The organism is Pseudomonas vanderleydeniana, from assembly GCF_014268755.2.
Lineage (GTDB): Bacteria > Pseudomonadota > Gammaproteobacteria > Pseudomonadales > Pseudomonadaceae > Aquipseudomonas > Aquipseudomonas vanderleydeniana.
In genome coordinates, this window is sequence record NZ_CP077093.1 from 4512081 (window position 1) to 4528745 (window position 16665).

Genomic DNA, 16665 nt, shown 5'->3' on the forward strand with positions numbered 1-16665 from the left:
TCGAGAGGCCCAATGAACTCTACCCCTCCCTCGAACCCGAACGCCGCCGCTGTCGAGCCCTCGCGCATCGATGTGCACGCGCATTATTTGCCCAAACATTATCGCGAAGAGGTCATCGCTGCCGGACGAGGCCAGCCAGACGGCTTTCCGTACCTGCCGGACTGGAGCGCAACGCAAGCGCTGGAGGTGATGGATCGCAACGGCATCGCCACCGCCATGTTGTCGATTTCATCCCCAGGCGTTCATTTTGGCGATGACGCCAAAGCACGCGCGCTCTCAAGATCGGTCAACGAGGACGGCGCCCGGACGGTGCACGATTACCCCGGTCGCTTCGGGCTGTTCGCGTCCCTGCCGCTACCTGATGTCGAAGGCTCGCTGCGCGAGCTTAGCTATGCGATGGATGTCTTACACGCTGACGGCATCGTGATCGAAACCAACCACCACGGAATTTATCCAGGCGATGCGCGCCTTGATCCGGTCTTCGAAGAACTGAACCGGCGCAAGGCCGTGCTGTTCATCCACCCCACTTCCCCAAACTGCGCATGCTGCAACCAAACCCTGACCATGGGCTACCCTGCACCTCTGATCGAATTCCTGTTTGAAACCAGCCGCGCCGTCACGAACATGATCTTGCAGGGCACCCTCGATAGATTCCCCGACATCCGCTTGATCATCCCCCATGCAGGCGCCACCTTGCCGTTGCTGCTGGATCGCCTCGTCGGGACATCGGTGTTGCTGAATCTGCCCTCACCCTTGACCAGCGAGCGAATGGCGAAGTTGATCCGTAGCCTGCATTTCGACGTGGCGGGCTTTCCAGTCCCTAATCAATTAAAACTGCTGCTTGAGGTCGCCGACCACAACAAGCTGCTCTACGGCAGCGACTGGCCGTTTACGCCGGAGCCTGTGGTCAGCACATTATCCCAGATACTCGATGGCACGCCGTTGCTCAAGCCAACTCTGCTGCAACGAGTGCTGCGCGATAACGCGTTGACCCTGTTCCCTAGACTTGCCTGAAGGATCAGGCCATCGGGTGCGGCTGAGTCCCGATGGCCTGGCTTACGTAGCAACCGATCCTGCGATGCAGCATTGAGCGCGCGCAAAAAAAAGAGCCCACATCAACAGCATGCGGGCCCAAGGGGAGGAGACTCTAGATCGGACGTTTGCGGTCAGTGAGCTTAACGGGTGGCGAGCTCCGTGCTCTCTCCACCTCCCAGCGCCTTGTAGAGCGATACCAGATTGTTGATCCGGGCAAGCTTGGTATTGACCAAACTTTGCTGAGCGCTGAATAGATTGCGCTGCGCGTCCAGGGCGTTGAGGTAAGTGTCCACGCCCTCGCGATACCGACTGTCGGCCAGCACATAGTTACGGTGGTTGGCTTGTTCGAGCCGGGTCTGAGCGATGACTTGGGTGGTCAACGAATCTCTGGCAGCCAGGCCATCGGCGACTTCACGAAAAGCGACTTGAATGGCCTTTTGGTAATTAGCGACCTCAATGGAGGACTGCACCCGAGCGACGTCAAGATTCGCCTGATTGCGTCCAGCATTGAAAATCGGGATGTTGATTGATGGCACGAAGCTCCAGGTGCCTTGCCCACCGGAGAACAGTTGGCCCAAATCAGCGCTGGCCGCTCCCGCAGAGGCCGTCAGCGTAATGCTGGGAAAAAACGCCGCCCGCGCTGCACCGATATTGGCATTGGCAGCCTTGAGCTGGTGCTCGGCCTCCAAAATGTCAGGTCGGTACATCAGCAGGTCCGACGGCAGCCCCACCGGCAACTGCTCATCAACCGCCTGGGCGTCGATGGCGACCATCGCAAACATTTCAGGCGCTAGCGGCTTGCCCACCAACAGCACCAGCGCGTTCCTATCCTGAGCCACTTGCCGCCCGTACTGCGCCTGCGCAGCTTCAGCGGTGCGCACGGTGCTCTCGGCCTGGCTCAGGTCAAGCTCCGTCGCAATCTGCTGGTCGTAGCTGCTTTTGACCAACGCATAACTATCCTGCTGGCTGGCCAGCGTTTTGCGGGCTATGCCTAGCAACTGCTGATCCGCCTGCAACTGGAAATAGGCGCTGGCGACTTCTGCGATCAGCGCCACCTTCACGCTACGTTGCGCCTGGATTGTGGAGAAGTAGAGCTCCAGCGCTTGTTGATTGAGGCTACGAACCCGCCCGAAAAAGTCCAGTTCGTAGGCGGTAAACCCCACGCCCGCGCTGTACTGATGGGTTATCTGATTGTCGCCAGTGGTACTCAGATCAGCCGGTACGCGCTGACTGGCGCCCGAACCCGACGCATTGATCGAGGGCAGCAGATCGGCCTGCGAAATCCGGTACTGCGCGTGAGCCTTTTCGATGTTCAGGGCCGCTACACGCAGGTCGCGATTGTTCAGCAGTGCCTGAGTGATCAACTCGCGCAGCGCGTCGCTCCTGAAGAACTGTTGCCACGCCACGCGCGGCGCATTGGCTTGCGCAATTGGCGAGGTTCCCCAGCCCTGCCCCACCGGGGCCTCTGGACGTTGGTAATCTGGGATCAGCGAACAGCCGCCAACGCCCATCAGCGCCACCAGCACGGTGGCGCGCAGTCGGAAAATGCTCATCGCTGCTCTCCGGAGAGTTGTGCATGGGACTTGCTAAGGCTTGGGGCTTTCTTGCCAAACAAGTTGCAGATCACGACAAAGAACATCGGCACGAAAAACACTGCCAAGAAGGTTGCCGTGACCATGCCGCCGATGACACCAGTACCGATGGAGTGCTGACTGCCGGAGCCTGCGCCGTTGGAAATCGCCAGCGGTAGGACGCCGAGCATGAACGCCATCGATGTCATGATGATCGGCCGCAGGCGCAGGCGCGCCGCTTCCACTGCCGCTTCAAACAAGGGCTTGCCCTGCTCCTCATGCAGTGCTTTGGCGAACTCGACGATCAGGATCGCGTTTTTCGCCGACAGGCCTACCGTGGTCAGCAACCCGACTTGGAAGAACACATCGTTTGACAGCCCACGCAGCAGCGTCGCCATTACGGCACCGATGACACCCAGCGGCACCACCATAATCACCGACACCGGTACCGACCAGCTTTCGTACAAAGCCGCCAGGCACAGGAACACGATCAATATCGAGATCGCATACAGCGCAGGGGCTTGGGATCCGGACATGCGCTCTTCATAGGACATCCCGGTGAACTGCAGACCAATGCCATCAGGCAGCTGTTTGGCGATACGCTCCACAGCCGCCATGGCGTCGCCGGAGCTGTAACCTGGAGCCGGCTCGCCCTGAAGCTCGACCGCGGCGATACCGTTGTAGCGCTCAAGCTTGGGCGAACCATACGTCCAGTGACCGGTCGCGAATGCTGAGAATTTCACCATCTCGCCACGGGCGTTGCGGACATACCATTTGTCGATATCTTCCGGGGAAATCCGCGCTGCCATTTCGCCCTGAACATAGACCTTCTTTACCCGGCCACGATCGATGAAGTCATTGACGTAGGATGAGCCCCATGCCGTCGTCATTGTGTTGTTGATATCCGCGATACTCACTTGCAAAGCCCGGGCCTTCTCGTTGTCGATTTGAACCTGATACTGTGGTTCGTCACTCAGGCCGTTGGGGCGCACACGGGCCAGTACCGGGTCTTGCGCCGCCAGTTGAAGGAACTGATTGCGCGCTTGCATCAGACTTTCGTGGCCGAGCCCGGTGCGGTCTTGCAGGTACATATCAAAGCCGCTGGCATTACCCATTTCCATAATGGCGGGCGGAATGAACGCGATCACGAATCCATCTTTGATCTGAGAAACTCGCGCCTGAATACGTCCCGCCAGAGAACTAATCGTGGTGTCGTCACCGGTGCGCTCTTCCCAAGGCTTAAGAGCAACGAAAAGCATGCCCGAGTTCTGTCCTCTACCGGCAAAGTTGAAGCCATTGACGGCGTAGGCCGAATCAACGATGCCGCTTTCATGCACAAGCAAGTAATCCCGGACTTCATCAAGCACTGCCTGGCTTCGCTCGGCGCTGGTATTGGGTGGCATCTGCACCTGGATAAAAACCGTTCCCTGATCTTCCTCAGGCAAGAATGCCGTCGGGATCTTCGGGAAGAGCAGGATCACGCCGCCAATAATTGCTGCATACACAAACAGGAACAGCTTCCTGCGTCGGGCGATAATGGCTAGCCCTCCCCTGTATTTGTCTGCTGCTTGATCGAACGAGCGATTGAACCATCCAAAAAAGCCTTTCTTATGGTGATGATCGGCATGCACAGGTTTGAGCAGGGTGGCGCACAACGCAGGTGTGAAGATCAACGCTACCAAAACCGACAAGGCCATGGCCGAAACAATCGTCACAGAGAATTGGCGATAGATGATGCCCGTGGCCCCGCCGAAGAATGCCATTGGCACGAACACCGCCGACAATACCAACGCGATGCCTACCAGCGCGCCTTGGATTTGCCCCATCGATTTGCGCGTGGCCTCTTTCGGAGAAGAGCCGTCCTCAATCATGACCCGTTCGACGTTTTCCACCACAACGATGGCGTCGTCCACAAGCAAACCGATGGCCAGCACCATCCCGAACATGGTCAAGGTATTGATTGTAAAACCAAAGGCTGCTAGCACCCCGAATGTACCAAGCAACACCACTGGCACTGCAAGTGTCGGGATCAGAGTGGCGCGGATGTTCTGCATGAATAGGTACATCACGAGAAACACCAGCAGGATGCCCTCGAACAGCGTCTTAACGACCTCGTGAATAGAAGCTCCAACTACTGGCGATGTGTCGTAGGGATAGGCGACCTTCAAGCCTTTGGGCAAATAGGGCTCCATTTCAGCTACGGTGGCGCGCACGGCCTTGACCGTATCAAGCAGGTTCGCGCCAGTGGCTAGGCGCAAGGCTATGGCCGAGGCCGGCTTGCCATTGTAGGTGCCGGAGATGCTAAAGCTCTCGGCGCCCAGCCCGACTTCGGCGACGTCTCGAACGCGAACCTGTGAGCCATCCGGATTGACTTTGAGAAGAATCTCGTTGAATTCCTCTGCGCTTTGCATCCGGGTCTTGCCCAGAATCGTCGCGTTCAGTTGCACCCCTTTATGAGTCGGCAGGCCGCCGAGCGAGCCTGATGATATCTGCACGTTTTCCGATTGCACGGCATCGATCACGTCTTGAGGTGTGAGCTGATAACTCACCAGTTTCTGCGGATCGACCCAAATGCGCATGGCATATTGCGAGCCCAGCAACAGGAAGTCACCGACACCCTTGGAACGGGTGATCGGATCTTTTAGGTTGGAGGCAATGAAGTTGCCGATGTCAAAATCGTCCATCGAGCCATCTTCGGAATACAGCGCCAGGATCAGCATGAAGTTGATCTGATACTTCGCCACGCGAAGGCCCTGCTTCTGTACCTCTTGAGGCAGCAGCGGAGTCGCCAGTTGCAACTTGTTCTGCACCTGTACCTGGGCGATGTCGGCATTGGTGCCTTGGTCGAAGGTGACGATGATGGTTGCACTGCCGTCGCTGTTGCTTTCCGCCGACATGTAGCGATAGCCATCGAGGTTGTTGAGCTGCTGCTCGATCACCTGGACCACAGTGTCCTGTACGGTCTGCGCCGAAGCGCCCGGATAGGTCACCGTGATGCTGACCGCAGGGGCCGCGATGTTCGGATACTGGTTGATCGGCAGTTTCAGGATCGACAGAGCACCCGCCAGCATGATCACAATCGCGATCACCCAGGCGAAGATCGGCCGGTTGATAAAAAAGTTAGCCATTGAGAATTACCTGTAATGCGAGAAACGCCGTAGCGTCATGGCTGAGTGCCGGTCAGGGTCGCTGCGCGGCACTGCCTATCGTTGCGTTGGGGGCGACATTGCGCGCCGGCACCGGGGCCAATTCCATGCCAGCTTTGACCCGCTGCACGCCTTCTGTGATGACCTGATCGCCTGCGTTAAGGCCAGATTCCACCAACCATTGGTTGCCCAGGGTGCGCATGACTTTGAGCTCGCGGAGCTCTGCCTTGTTACCTGCACCTATCACAAACGCTATGGCTTGTCCCTTCAAGTCACGGGTCACGCCCTGCTGCGGAACAAGAATTGCCTGTTCGCGTACACCTTCTGCCAGCTTGGCGTGAACGAACATTCCAGGCAGCAGGATGTTTTCGGGGTTAGGAAATACGGCACGCAGGGTCACAGCCCCTGTGCCAGGATCGACCGTCACCTCGGTAAATTTCAGCGTTCCCGGTTGGGCGTACGCGGTGCCGTCCTCCAGAGTCAGCTGAACCTGGACTTGATCAGGACCGGCCATGCTCAGTTGTCCGGACGCCACCTCCCGGCGCAGCCGCAACAAATCGGTGGATGCCTGAGTGACGTCGACATAGATCGGATCAAGCTGGTTGATCGAAGCGAGCGCCTCTGTCTGATTGGTGCTGACTAACGCCCCTTCCGTCACATTAGAACGGCTGATGCGACCATCGATCGGTGCCAGAACTTTGGTGTACTCGAGGTTGATTTGCGCCATTTTTAGATCGGCCTGTGCCTGACGGAAATTAGCATCGGCGTCGTCGAACTGCTGGCGGCTGATTGCGCGGCTTTCCACGAGGGTCTTGTAGCGCTTGGCCAGGTTGCGCGTGGTATTCAGATTAGCCTTGGCTTTGTCGTACTCCGCCTGATAACTCGAGGGGTCGATCTGGTACAGCTGTTGTCCTTTTTTCACCATCGCGCCTTCGTTGAACAGACGCTTCTGGATGATGCCACTGACCTGTGGGCGCACTTCAGCGACACGTAAAGCTGAGGTGCGTCCTGGCAGCTCACTGCTCAACAACACACTCTGAGCCTTGAGCGTGACAACGCCCACTTCCGGAGGCTTCGGAACCCCAACCTGCGCCGCTTCCTTGCAACCGGCAAGTAGCAACAATGTCATCGGCAGCACCCGGCAGACCTGCCGGGAAGGTTTGATTTTCATTCGATACTCCTTTGAAGCGTGAGCGGACAACGGCCACCCCGCTGACACAGCGGCAGAAATAAATTGACGATGCAAAGCGCGTCGCCCGCAATGCGGTTCGGTGTATCATAATGCGGTCATTTCAAATTATGCAACTGAGTAGGAAGTGATGGGGTGATGGAATCTGTAAACTCGGCCTCTTAGTCAAAGACGCAATGCGCGCGCCGCAGGCCCCCCATCGTATGAGGCAGAAAATGAGTAATGGGATAGACACTGATATCGAAAACGCTCGTTCGAGCGGTATTCAAGTGATCGCACGCGCTAGTGCCGTGATGCGCGCGCTTGGGCGTCATCCACAGGGTTTGAGCCTGACCGCTATCGCCCAAGAAGTAGGCCTAGCACGGTCTACGGTGCAGCGAATCGTTGCGGCTCTTGAAACCGAGCAGTTGGTGGAAGCGATGCGTCCCGGTAACGGATTTCGCTTGGGCCCCGCACTCGCGCAATTGATCCATCAGACCCACACCGACATTATCTCTATCGCGCGGAAGGCACTCGAATCACTGAGCGAACAGCTGCAGGAAACAGTCATTTTGTCCTGCATTAGTGGCAAACAGGTGGTTGTCATTGATCGAGTGATCGCCGAGGTAGAACTGCGGGTGGTTTTCCCTATGGGACGCTCGTTGCCAATGCATGCAACGGCTGACGGAAAGGCGCTGCTCTCGACGTTGACCGATGACGATGTCGAACAATGGTTGGGCACTGAGCTTCAGCGTTTCACCGATTCGACACGAGACTTCTCATCACTCATGGATGAGCTGAGTCGAATCCGTGTTAGCGGCTTTGCCACTGATGATGAAGAACACACCCCGGGGATCAGTGCTTGCGCAATCCTGATTCCGACTTTTATGGGACCGCATGCAGTCACCGTTGTGGCTCCTCAGTCACGTTATCGGACACGCGCAGGCCAATACAGGCAAGCATTGGAAGATTGCAAAGCTTCGATCATCAAACTCGTGGGCGGTGTTTGAACCTCATATCAAGTGCATGAAAGAGAGGGCGCGTTATGGCCAGGAAACCCAAAGAGCAATCAGACAAGACTTATGACCTGCTTCTGGATGCCGCCGAACAAGTTTTCAGTGAAAACGGCTATGCCAACACGACGTTGCAGGAAATCGCTGAGCGCGCCGGTCTGACTCGCGGTGCGATCTATTGGCATTTTCGTGACAAAGCGCAGTTGCTGGATGCCTTGCTTGAGGACGTACAGTTGCCGTGGGACCGTTTGCCCAAGCAGTTTGTTTCTCTTGAACAGGCGCCCTCACCCAAGGAGTTGGGAGAGATCATTAGCCAGGCAGTACAGGAAACCGTTGATGACTCGCGACAGCACAGGATCACGTTGATACTGCTGAAGCGCACAGAAGTGGTTAGCGACGACCACCCGGCGCATCGCCGTTTGGTCGCGATTTTGGATCGTATCAAAAACTACCTGACCGTGGCGTTAAGCGCACGCTTTCGGCAGCAAGACGGGACCCCTCATAGCAACGTTCCAGTCGCGGTCGCAGGGGTAAAAGCTTATGTATCAGGCATGGTCTCTCATTGGGTAATGAAACCTGCCGAAACTGATCTCACAGTTATGGCCTTCACGATCGAACGATTGATTTTTGCTTTGTTTGAGCCAGGCAATTTAAAGGTGCAGCGCTCGAGATGATCAGATTGCTCGCTGCGCTAACCTTGATTGCTCTGGCCGTCAGATGAGGAGTTCTGCTCCACGTCCTTGAGCGTGCAACTGGCTAAGCGCCTCAGTTTTACAAGGCCAAAGCATATCGAAGCCACGGTTTGACAAACTATAAGTTACAGCCAGTCCGCTATACATCGGACATTGCGCCTCCAACGGCCAAGTACCAATAGTTTCAAACGATCGTGTCCCAGGACGTGGTGTAACTCATCATGGCTCTGGCCACTGAGTTTGCCGTTTAGTTGATCACGGCCGACAGCTTGGCCTGCGGATTATCGCTGACCGCCTCGAAGGCCTCCAACTGCATATAGCGCCGTTGCAGGCACCACTCGTCGTTCTGCTCCAGCAGCATTGCCCCAACCAACCGTGTAATCGCCGGATCGTTGGGGAAGATGCCCACCACTTCGGTACGCCGCTTGATCTCAGCGTTTAGCCGTTCCAGCGGGTTAGTGCTGTGTAACTGCTGTCGATGTGCCTTCGGGAAGGCCATGTGCGCCAGCACTTCATCTTCGCAGCCGTCCATGAGCGTGGCGATCTTGGGGTATTTCTCACGAAGTTGATCAGCCACCAGCCGCCATTGCTGATGGCATTCGGTTCGACTGTCCTGGGCAAACACCGTGCGCAGCAAGGCCGCTACCATGGTGCGCTGGCCCTTGCCGACATGGGCCATGGCATTGCGCATGAAGTGAACGCGACAGCGTTGCCAGGTCGCGTGGAAAACCTTGGAAACAGCGGCCTTGAGCCCTTCGTGAGCGTCAGAGATCACCAGTTTCACACCCCGCAGCCCGCGTCGCATCAGGCTTCTCAGGAAGTCCGTCCAGAACGGTTCGGCTTCCGACGGGCCAACCCGCATACCCAGCACCTCGCGCCCGCCGTTGGTGTTCACGGCCACAGCGATTATGACGGCGACCGAGACGATGCGCCCGGCCTCCCGCACCTTGACGTAGGTAGCGTCAATCCACAGGTAGGGCCAATCGCCCTCAAGCGGTCGATCAAGGAAGGCGTGGACGCGCTCATCGATCTCGCCAGCGAGCCTGGATACTTGGCTTTTCGAGATGCCGGACATGCCCATGGCCTTGACCAGTTCGTCGACCGAGCGCGTCGAAACGCCCTGGATATAGGCTTCCTGGATCACGGCTGCCATGGCCTTTTCGGCGGTGCGTCGTGGTTCGAGAAAACCGGGAAAATAGCTGCCCTGGCGCAGCTTGGGGATCTTCAGGTCAACGTCGCCAGCGCGAGTTTGCCAGAGGCGATCGCGGTAGCCGTTGCGGCTGTTTGTTCGGTCAGGGCTTTTGACGTCGAAACCGGCGCCGCACAAGCCCTCGACGTCGAACTCCATCATGCGCTGGGCAACAAACTGGATCATTTGCTTGAGCAGATCAGCGTCTGCCCCTTTCTCAACCAACTCGGTCAATGCGATAGTGGGCTTGGTCATCGTGGTTTCCTGGTGAAGGTTAAGTCCGCAAACTCAACGTTAGCCAAGAACCACGATGACCCACCTCTTTCGCCCGCAGGGCGCCTTCGGTTGGTTCAGTTACACCACTTCTAGGGACACGATCTTTCAAACATCAACGAGCTGTCCATCTGCTGTCCGCCATGGCTGGGCGCATAGCCCTTGTTTAGCTGGCTTTTCTGGATGGCGTCGACCTGCAGGTACGGTGCGAAATCCTTGAGTAGTGGCTGAAGCGCTCTCACAAGGCACCTGACGTCGATCCCACGTACGGAGTCAGGCGCCGCTGTCTGCGACCGGCTCCAGAAAAAACCAGTAGTAGATTGGCTTTTGACAGGCCCACGCGGGTTATTCATTGTGCAGAGGCGAACAGCTGACCTTGTCAGCACGCTGCGAAGTAGCTTGGGATCTGAAGGGCTACGATGTGCCATTGCGCATGATCCACTCCCCAGGTCGCCAAGCTTCCCATGATGCGACCAATCGACTGCCACTGCGGTCGGTGGAAGCACTGCTGTTCTCAATGTTTTCCCCCTACGGGCCACGCCCGTTGGGGCCGGCCCTCCCCCTGTCATCCGGAGGTCTGAATGAAGACACAAACAACGATGTACCAAGCGCTGTTGGCGGCTCAGTTTTGCGACGCACATGCCTCGCTGATCCTGCGCGTACTCAACATCAGCCAGGATCTGCCATTGCCCTTTGAACCGGGCAGGCTGCTCATGACTGATGGTGTGCAGGCGCTTCAAGATTTGGGAATGCTTGACGGCCTTCCCTACCTGATCCGGCATCTACTCTGCGACTGGGGAAACCTGGACCTGGCAGAATGGGCTATCAACCAGCAAGCGCTGCAAAACGGTGAGGGACTGTCCTCAGTCTACTACTCAGGCGCCAACGATGAGGTCTGCCTGTTCATCCGCACCGCCCCCAGCAGGACACATACCGTCATGCTGCTGGCCGATGAGTTCGACTGCATGCAAGACCTTCATAACCGCAAGTAACTGAATCCAACTGCTTGTCTACTCACCTTCACCGGTGAGTGGACTTTTTTACGAGGTCAGGAAAGAGGGATCAGCAGAGAGGAAGTATCAAGCGGCGAACGGGGCGTTCGCAGAGATGGGGCTCAACGCCGTGCGCCAGGCCAAGGGAACATCGCGTTCCTGACCTGGCGCAACGGTCGAACCTCAGAGCAGGTCGTCGGCCATCCAGCGCTGGACCTGTGTCCAGACCATGGTCAAGTTCAAGGCCGGCTCGCATTCGGTCATCAACATTGCCGCGTGCAGCATCGAGTGGGGATTCTGGATATCGGTGCCCTGCTCCTTCGAAATCCGCTGCCAGTGATTCCACAGGCGCATTTCCTCCTCATGACCGATCAGGGGCCAGCGCCCCTTGCGGTATTCGAGGCCCAGCATGTTGCGCCGAACCGCCACCTCCTTGGGTGGCAACCCGAACAGCTCCTGGATCATCGAAGCGCTCGCCCCCAAGCTGATTGCACGGCTGATCAAGGCCTCCTCATCACCGTCCCGGACATGCGCCAGCAAGCGATGGACAACCTCACCGTCGATCAGCAGCTTGAACCAGGGCACCGGTGAGTTTGCCAGGGCGCCCATGTATCGGGGATCGCTCAGGGTCGACAGGTCTTTCTCGTCAAACCCCATGGCCAGGCAATGACGCAGTTGGCCGTTCTTGATGTTGCTCATGATTTGAAAGGCTGCCGCCATATTCAAAGGGTGCATGTGTACCTCCACCATTCCATGGTCAGAAAGCGGCCCGCATGCGGGCCGGTAGGTTTCAGCTGAACGTGTTCAAGGGGCCGGCATCGGCCTCGTCGGGCTCCGGCACGAACTCGATGCCCAGCAGATCGACGCCGGGCCAGTCGTTCACGTGACTGACCAGCTCGAGCAAAAAGCCGTCTCGACTCGTCTGTTCCAGGCTGATGGTGAGTAGGACCCTGCAGGTCCCTTCGGCGGTGTTGTCAGAACTCAAATCCATGTGTGGGTACTCCGTGTGAAGGCGCTCGTATCGCGAAGCGATGAGCGTGATAACTGAGCCAGCGGAGCGAACTTTCTGAGGGCGAACGACGAAACCAGGGCCGTGTCGCAGCGCCTCATCCGATCCCCTGCTGCTCGTTGTTGTGCTGCACCTCAATATTTAGTTGTTGGGCTCAAATGCATCTGTAGGGCAAGGCGTCACGTTATTGAGGAAAAGCGGGCAGCTGCTGTGGGGTGCTCGTGGCTGGGTAGTCAGGGCGCGATGCCCCGCGGTCTGTAGGGAGCCGGTATCCGATTCAGGGTCGGTAAAAGCTTGTTGCAGAGCAGGCTTTGACGACCGCCCGTGGGCTCGTCATTGTGACGGGGCGTCTGGCTGACCTTGTCAGCGACATGCACAGTAGCTTGGGATCGGAGGGGCTACGACGCGCCATTGCGTGTGATCCAACCACCCGGTCGCCAAGCTTCCCACGATGCGACCACTCGACTGCCATTGCGGTCGATGGAAGCACGTTGTTCTTGATGTTTCCCCCATACGGGCCTCGCCCGTATGGGCAGGCCCTCCATGAAATCTGGAGGTCTGATGAAAATGGAAACCGTGTTTTACGGCGCGCTACGCAACAGCGGCATGCCGCATCGAAACGCGTCCGCTATCGTGAATGCGCTGGAGAAACAAATGACCACTGTCCTGGCTAGTAAGGCCGATCTCACCGAGGTTCGTAATGAACTGAAGACCGAGATCGCCACCTTCCGCACAGAGCTGAAGGCTGAAATCGCGGCAGTTCGTACAGAGCTGAAAGATGAAATCGCAGCGGTTCGCTCTGAGCTCAAAGACGTTCGCTTCGAACTGAAGGCAGACATCACGAAAGTGGCGACTGCCCTGAAGACCGTGGAGCAAAGCCTGCTCAAAGAGATGGCCAACCTGAACACCACGCTGACCGTGCGCATGGTGGTCGTCATGACCGCACTGCAAGGGATCGCCGGTAGCTTGTTGTTCGCGGCACTGAAGTTCTTCAACTAAGACACTCGTTGTCACCACCCACGCGGGGAATCCTCCCCGCCGGGCGAATTCTCCGCGTTCTATTTTGTGAACAGGAGAATCACCATGGAAAAATTACTGGACGTGCTGCGGCCGCTTTTTCCGTTTGTTCGTAACCCCTACGCGCCCCATTCGTTCCTACGACTGGATGCGTTACTCAAGCAGTTCACCATCGTCTGCACAGGCGAGCTGAAACTGCCCATCAATGGCCCAGGCGTCGGTTATCGCCAGGTCAAAGCGGAATACATCCTGGGCTACAGTGGTTCGATCGAGGATGCCATCAGGCTCTGCACCTCGAAGTTCTTCGACCTGTATGCCTACCCACAGATCCAGCCAGGTGCCCTGTTTGAACCGCACCGGGTCGAGGTCTACTACACCGCGGCCAAGGCCTATCGAGCCAGCACCCAAGCCATGGGCCTGGGCACTGCGTGTTTACTGCAAGGCGTGGTCGAGGAGTCGGAGATCGTTTGGCGTCGTCCCGCTGAAGTGACCCATGAGCTTTCTGAGGTTGAGCTCTGGTTGCGGATGTTTCAGCGCAAGATCACGGCTGAGACCTGCACCCACGAGACCGACATCGCTGATGTCGTTTACCGAGAAGCGCAGGAGTTGAAGCGGTTTTTCGAGCTGCTGAAATGGAGGAACCCCGTGCTCAAGGCACTCGATGAGACCGATGTGCTCTGCATACCGGAGCAGTATCCGCACTACAGCGGCAGCCAGTAAGGCGACGCCGATTCAAAACCATTGAGGTCAGGCTTCGGACCTGACCACCAGCCCTACTTCAGCCCGACTCGTTCGGGCTTTTCTATGTTTTTTCCAAACCGACCGAGCAGCGCTCAGCGCCGGCGAGCAGGTCTGCAAGCCGATCGGCCCATAAAACCCACACAACGCAAACCCGTTTTCCTGCTGCCCTGTCCTATCGCCTACGGCACGCTCGATGGATTTTCTTCGAGTGGAGTGCCGATATGCCCCTGACCATGAGACATCTTCGCCTGATCGCGCTGTCAGCGTCCTTTAGCGCAGACCTGGTGCAGGCCCAACCGACCGCCCAGGAACGCGCGCACCTGGAGGGTCTGCTGCGCCAGCTCGAGGTCGTGATGAGGCAGGTGCAAACCAGTGCCGCTCTGCCCACGGATGAGCAAGCGCGCTACACCTTCGACTACTCCCGCCTCTCGGCCGAACTGGAGCTGGTTCGCCAGGGCATCGTCGACCACCTCACGCCGTCACGTGTTCAGCCCCGAGACCTACCAGAGCTGACCGGTCACTACACCCAGGAGACCGAGCCCTCGCCATGAGCATGAGCCCAGCGCAATTGAGGTCAGGCTTTCCACGCGCGTGAAAAACTGTCTGTTAGCCATGGCTTATGGCAAGGGATGGTGGGAAGTGTGCTCCCTTTTTTCTCCAAAGAGCGCACCTCTGCTCAAGCGATAGCGCCCTGAGCTGTGCTAGCCTCATCCGCTTCAGGAGGTTGATTTTCATCGGTTTTGATCTCCTGACCGACACAGTGCTGCCCTGCTCACGGATTGATTCATGTCGCTCAAAGCCACCTTCGCCGCCGTCCTCAAAGCCATGCGCGCCACGCGTGGGATCTCACAGAAAACGCTGGCCGAAGTCAGTAGTCGCACCTACATCTCGAAGCTGGAACGTGGGCAATGCTGTCCGACGCTGGAAATGGTCACGGCCCTGAGTGAAGCACTGAATGTGAGCCCACTGACGCTGATTGCCATTACGCTGGGAGCACAGAGCGGTCAGCCCATCGAAAACCTGGTCAGCCGTATTGAGCAGGAAGCCGAAGAGCTGAAACGCTCTGGGGTACTCAAGCAACTGCAGATCCCGTCCGTTGAAGAGCCTGCTCCAACGCAGCGTCGCTCTCAGCCTCGAACCATAAACTCCACAGGCTCAATCCAGCAAACAGAGCTCTGCTTTGCCGATTAGTCGCTGTCGCGATTCAGAATCAAGGTTCGAGTCTGGCTGCGATCAGGTTCACAGCGAGCAGGCGTACTGTGACATCCAGTCATAGCCATACAGGCTGGCATGAACGAACACGCGCCGCTCAGAGGCGGATCAAGGATGCTACCAATCACAGCGAGTCGGTCTAGGTTATTCGAAGGAATAGGTGTAGTGGTCAACAATTCCCGGACACAGAATTGAGTTTTTCTTCCGCAACCGCCGGCGGTACGAAACTGTTGTGCTTATGCGGCCTTGTCCAGTTATACCGCTGCATGAGGTAACGGCCGATGTCCTGCTCGGCCAACGCTGTCGTCTTGTAACCCACCGTCGGCACCCACTCCGTTTTCAAACTACGAAACAGCCGCTCCATGGGTGCGTTGTCGTAACAATTTCCCCGTCGGCTCATGCTTTGGGTCATCCGATAACGCCAGAGCCGCTGGCGAAAACTACGACTGCCATATTGACTGCCTTGGACGCCCTTCTAAGTGTCAAGTGGATACTGCGCTTTGGTTGATGATGCTATTTCGCCTCTGGATAATGCTGTAGACCTCCCGTGCGATGTAGCGCTTTAGGCAGCGGATAGCTTCCAGCTTCGAATGTCCCTCTGCGAGACGTCGACTGACATAAGCCTGCGTTCGGGCGTCTGTCCGAAGCCGTCCGATAGCGATGATATGCAGCGCACTGTTCGCGGCACGATCACCACCTCGATTCAGGCGATGCCGGGTGACCTTCCCTGAAGAGGCCTGGACTGGGCTAACCCCACATAAGGCCGCGAAGCTGGACTCTGAGCGGAAACGATCGCTGTTGTCGCCTGCCGTCAGTAGCAACTGGGCAGCGGACTCGTAACCAATGGCATTTCGGGAAACCAACTCTGGTGCAAGATCGTCAACCAAGGCTGCAATCATCACATCCAAGTCCGCTATTTCGTCATGCAGCTCGAGATAACGCCGCCCCAGCGACTTCAGGGCAATCCGGTAGGCGGACGCGACTTGACGATAGCTTGATAGATCTGGACGCCATGCTGCCAGCGTTCTAATCAGTTGCATGCGGGTCAACGTGCGTAATGATTCACGTAGCTCATCAGGCGCACTAACGATAGTGTTCTGGATCAGTTGCAAGGTAATGCGCCTGGCCTGTATGGCCGTCTTCCGACACACCTTGAGCACGCGTAACGATTCGACCATACCGTCTCGTTTTTTTGGGGTAACGGTACGAATACCAGCGAAGGCCGCATGTGCGGCATTTCCAGCATCAAGGGTGTCATCTTTGCCCCGCTTGCGCCTGTCACTTTTATCAGGTGCAGTAACTTCAAGGACGGCGATTCCAGCTTGTTCCAAGTAACGTAATAGGCCTGCGCCGTACGTGCCGGTGCACTCGATGCCCACTCGCACCACCTCACCAAACGAGCACATCCACGTCAGCATTTGTTTGTAGCCCTGACGAGTAGTCGCAAAGCTCTCGCTGGCCAGGATACGATCCTGTTCATCTACGACTGCAGCGACGTGCAGATCTTTATGGGTATCTACACCGCCTACGACCTGTCTCGAAACACTGCTGACTTTAACGTTGCGCATGGCTGGTTGCTCCGATTCGCCGAGCACGAACTGAACCGC

The 16665-nt window shown here is 57.3% G+C and carries 15 protein-coding genes and 1 pseudogene; 8 read left to right on the top strand and 8 right to left on the bottom strand.

All coding sequences use genetic code 11. The features are described 5' to 3' along the window. Positions 1-12: 12 nt before the first annotated feature. Positions 13-1014 (top strand): amidohydrolase family protein, encoded by a 1002-nt coding sequence (locus HU752_RS20060; RefSeq protein WP_186678847.1) that lies wholly within the window; start codon positions 13-15, stop codon positions 1012-1014. 161 nt (positions 1015-1175) lie between these two features. Here HU752_RS20060 and HU752_RS20065 read toward each other — a convergent pair whose 3' ends face one another. From HU752_RS20065 to HU752_RS20075, 3 genes are read right to left on the bottom strand one after another with little or no spacing between them, the layout of a single operon-like run. Then, positions 1176-2588 carry an efflux transporter outer membrane subunit gene (locus HU752_RS20065; protein WP_186678845.1) on the bottom strand — a complete coding sequence of 471 codons (1413 nt, stop codon included), beginning with the start codon at positions 2586-2588 and terminating at the stop codon, positions 1176-1178. After that, positions 2585-5734, bottom strand: a complete 3150-nt coding sequence (locus HU752_RS20070; protein WP_186678843.1) for an efflux RND transporter permease subunit — start codon at positions 5732-5734, stop codon at positions 2585-2587. Before HU752_RS20070 ends, HU752_RS20065 begins: the two co-directional genes overlap by 4 nt. 52 nt (positions 5735-5786) lie before the next feature. After that, on the bottom strand, positions 5787-6923 hold the full coding sequence (locus tag HU752_RS20075) for an efflux RND transporter periplasmic adaptor subunit (RefSeq protein ID WP_186678841.1): 1137 nt from the start codon (positions 6921-6923) through the stop codon (positions 5787-5789). A 233-nt stretch (positions 6924-7156) separates the two neighbouring features. Here HU752_RS20075 and HU752_RS20080 point away from each other — a divergent pair, with 233 nt between their 5' ends. Both HU752_RS20080 and HU752_RS20085 read left to right on the top strand, forming a co-directional pair. After that, positions 7157-7930 carry an IclR family transcriptional regulator gene (locus HU752_RS20080; RefSeq protein ID WP_186678839.1) on the top strand — a complete coding sequence of 258 codons (774 nt, stop codon included), beginning with the start codon at positions 7157-7159 and terminating at the stop codon, positions 7928-7930. Positions 7931-7965: 35 nt separating this feature from the next. Beyond that, on the top strand, positions 7966-8607 hold the full coding sequence (locus HU752_RS20085; protein ID WP_186678837.1) for a TetR family transcriptional regulator: 642 nt from the start codon (positions 7966-7968) through the stop codon (positions 8605-8607). Positions 8608-8872: 265 nt separating this feature from the next. Here HU752_RS20085 and HU752_RS20090 read toward each other — a convergent pair whose 3' ends face one another. Continuing rightward, on the bottom strand, positions 8873-10069 hold the full coding sequence (locus tag HU752_RS20090; protein WP_217838493.1) for an IS256 family transposase: 1197 nt from the start codon (positions 10067-10069) through the stop codon (positions 8873-8875). A 599-nt stretch (positions 10070-10668) separates the two neighbouring features. Between HU752_RS20090 and HU752_RS20095 the strand changes: the two genes are divergently transcribed. Continuing rightward, complete coding sequence (locus tag HU752_RS20095) at positions 10669-11079, top strand: hypothetical protein (protein ID WP_186689311.1); 411 nt, start codon at positions 10669-10671, stop codon at positions 11077-11079. 183 nt (positions 11080-11262) lie between these two features. Here the strand turns inward: HU752_RS20095 and HU752_RS20100 are convergent, their stop codons facing one another. Together HU752_RS20100 and HU752_RS20105 are read right to left on the bottom strand one after the other, a co-directional pair. Next, positions 11263-11814, bottom strand: coding sequence for an STY4526/YPO1902 family pathogenicity island replication protein (locus tag HU752_RS20100; RefSeq protein WP_186689314.1), 552 nt, complete (start codon positions 11812-11814; stop codon positions 11263-11265). A 55-nt stretch (positions 11815-11869) separates the two neighbouring features. Further along, positions 11870-12070, bottom strand: a complete 201-nt coding sequence (locus HU752_RS20105) for a hypothetical protein (RefSeq protein ID WP_186689316.1) — start codon at positions 12068-12070, stop codon at positions 11870-11872. A gap of 579 nt (positions 12071-12649) precedes the next feature. On the opposite strand from HU752_RS20105, the gene HU752_RS20110 reads away from it, so the two are divergent. The 4 genes from HU752_RS20110 to HU752_RS20125 all read left to right on the top strand — a co-directional run bounded on the left by HU752_RS20110 (position 12650) and on the right by HU752_RS20125 (position 15037). Further along, the gene (locus tag HU752_RS20110; RefSeq protein WP_186689318.1) at positions 12650-13087 is read left to right on the top strand and encodes a hypothetical protein; all 438 of its coding nucleotides are present in this window, start codon (positions 12650-12652) and stop codon (positions 13085-13087) included. 84 nt (positions 13088-13171) lie between these two features. Beyond that, positions 13172-13825 carry a hypothetical protein gene (locus HU752_RS20115; protein WP_186689321.1) on the top strand — a complete coding sequence of 218 codons (654 nt, stop codon included), beginning with the start codon at positions 13172-13174 and terminating at the stop codon, positions 13823-13825. Between the two features lie 242 nt (positions 13826-14067). Continuing rightward, on the top strand, positions 14068-14397 hold the full coding sequence (locus HU752_RS20120) for an integrative conjugative element protein, RAQPRD family (RefSeq protein ID WP_186689323.1): 330 nt from the start codon (positions 14068-14070) through the stop codon (positions 14395-14397). Between the two features lie 235 nt (positions 14398-14632). Beyond that, positions 14633-15037 (top strand): helix-turn-helix domain-containing protein, encoded by a 405-nt coding sequence (locus HU752_RS20125; RefSeq protein WP_186689324.1) that lies wholly within the window; start codon positions 14633-14635, stop codon positions 15035-15037. Between the two features lie 190 nt (positions 15038-15227). Here the strand turns inward: HU752_RS20125 and HU752_RS20130 are convergent. Continuing rightward, a pseudogene (locus tag HU752_RS20130) lies at positions 15228-15524 on the bottom strand (integrase core domain-containing protein); the annotation flags it as partial. Positions 15525-15540: 16 nt separating this feature from the next. Next, positions 15541-16626 (bottom strand): IS110 family RNA-guided transposase, encoded by a 1086-nt coding sequence (locus HU752_RS20135; protein WP_217838494.1) that lies wholly within the window; start codon positions 16624-16626, stop codon positions 15541-15543. Between the last annotated feature and the right edge of the window lie 39 nt (positions 16627-16665).

Coding starts and splice junctions, on each gene's coding strand:
- HU752_RS20060 (WP_186678847.1), top strand. CDS start 13: ATGAACTCTACCCCTCCCTCGAACCCGAACGCCGCCGCTGTCGAGCCC.
- HU752_RS20065 (WP_186678845.1), bottom strand. CDS start 2,588: ATGAGCATTTTCCGACTGCGCGCCACCGTGCTGGTGGCGCTGATGGGC.
- HU752_RS20070 (WP_186678843.1), bottom strand. CDS start 5,734: ATGGCTAACTTTTTTATCAACCGGCCGATCTTCGCCTGGGTGATCGCG.
- HU752_RS20075 (WP_186678841.1), bottom strand. CDS start 6,923: ATGAAAATCAAACCTTCCCGGCAGGTCTGCCGGGTGCTGCCGATGACA.
- HU752_RS20080 (WP_186678839.1), top strand. CDS start 7,157: ATGAGTAATGGGATAGACACTGATATCGAAAACGCTCGTTCGAGCGGT.
- HU752_RS20085 (WP_186678837.1), top strand. CDS start 7,966: ATGGCCAGGAAACCCAAAGAGCAATCAGACAAGACTTATGACCTGCTT.
- HU752_RS20090 (WP_217838493.1), bottom strand. CDS start 10,069: ATGACCAAGCCCACTATCGCATTGACCGAGTTGGTTGAGAAAGGGGCA.
- HU752_RS20095 (WP_186689311.1), top strand. CDS start 10,669: ATGAAGACACAAACAACGATGTACCAAGCGCTGTTGGCGGCTCAGTTT.
- HU752_RS20100 (WP_186689314.1), bottom strand. CDS start 11,814: ATGCACCCTTTGAATATGGCGGCAGCCTTTCAAATCATGAGCAACATC.
- HU752_RS20105 (WP_186689316.1), bottom strand. CDS start 12,070: ATGGATTTGAGTTCTGACAACACCGCCGAAGGGACCTGCAGGGTCCTA.
- HU752_RS20110 (WP_186689318.1), top strand. CDS start 12,650: ATGAAAATGGAAACCGTGTTTTACGGCGCGCTACGCAACAGCGGCATG.
- HU752_RS20115 (WP_186689321.1), top strand. CDS start 13,172: ATGGAAAAATTACTGGACGTGCTGCGGCCGCTTTTTCCGTTTGTTCGT.
- HU752_RS20120 (WP_186689323.1), top strand. CDS start 14,068: ATGCCCCTGACCATGAGACATCTTCGCCTGATCGCGCTGTCAGCGTCC.
- HU752_RS20125 (WP_186689324.1), top strand. CDS start 14,633: ATGTCGCTCAAAGCCACCTTCGCCGCCGTCCTCAAAGCCATGCGCGCC.
- HU752_RS20135 (WP_217838494.1), bottom strand. CDS start 16,626: ATGCGCAACGTTAAAGTCAGCAGTGTTTCGAGACAGGTCGTAGGCGGT.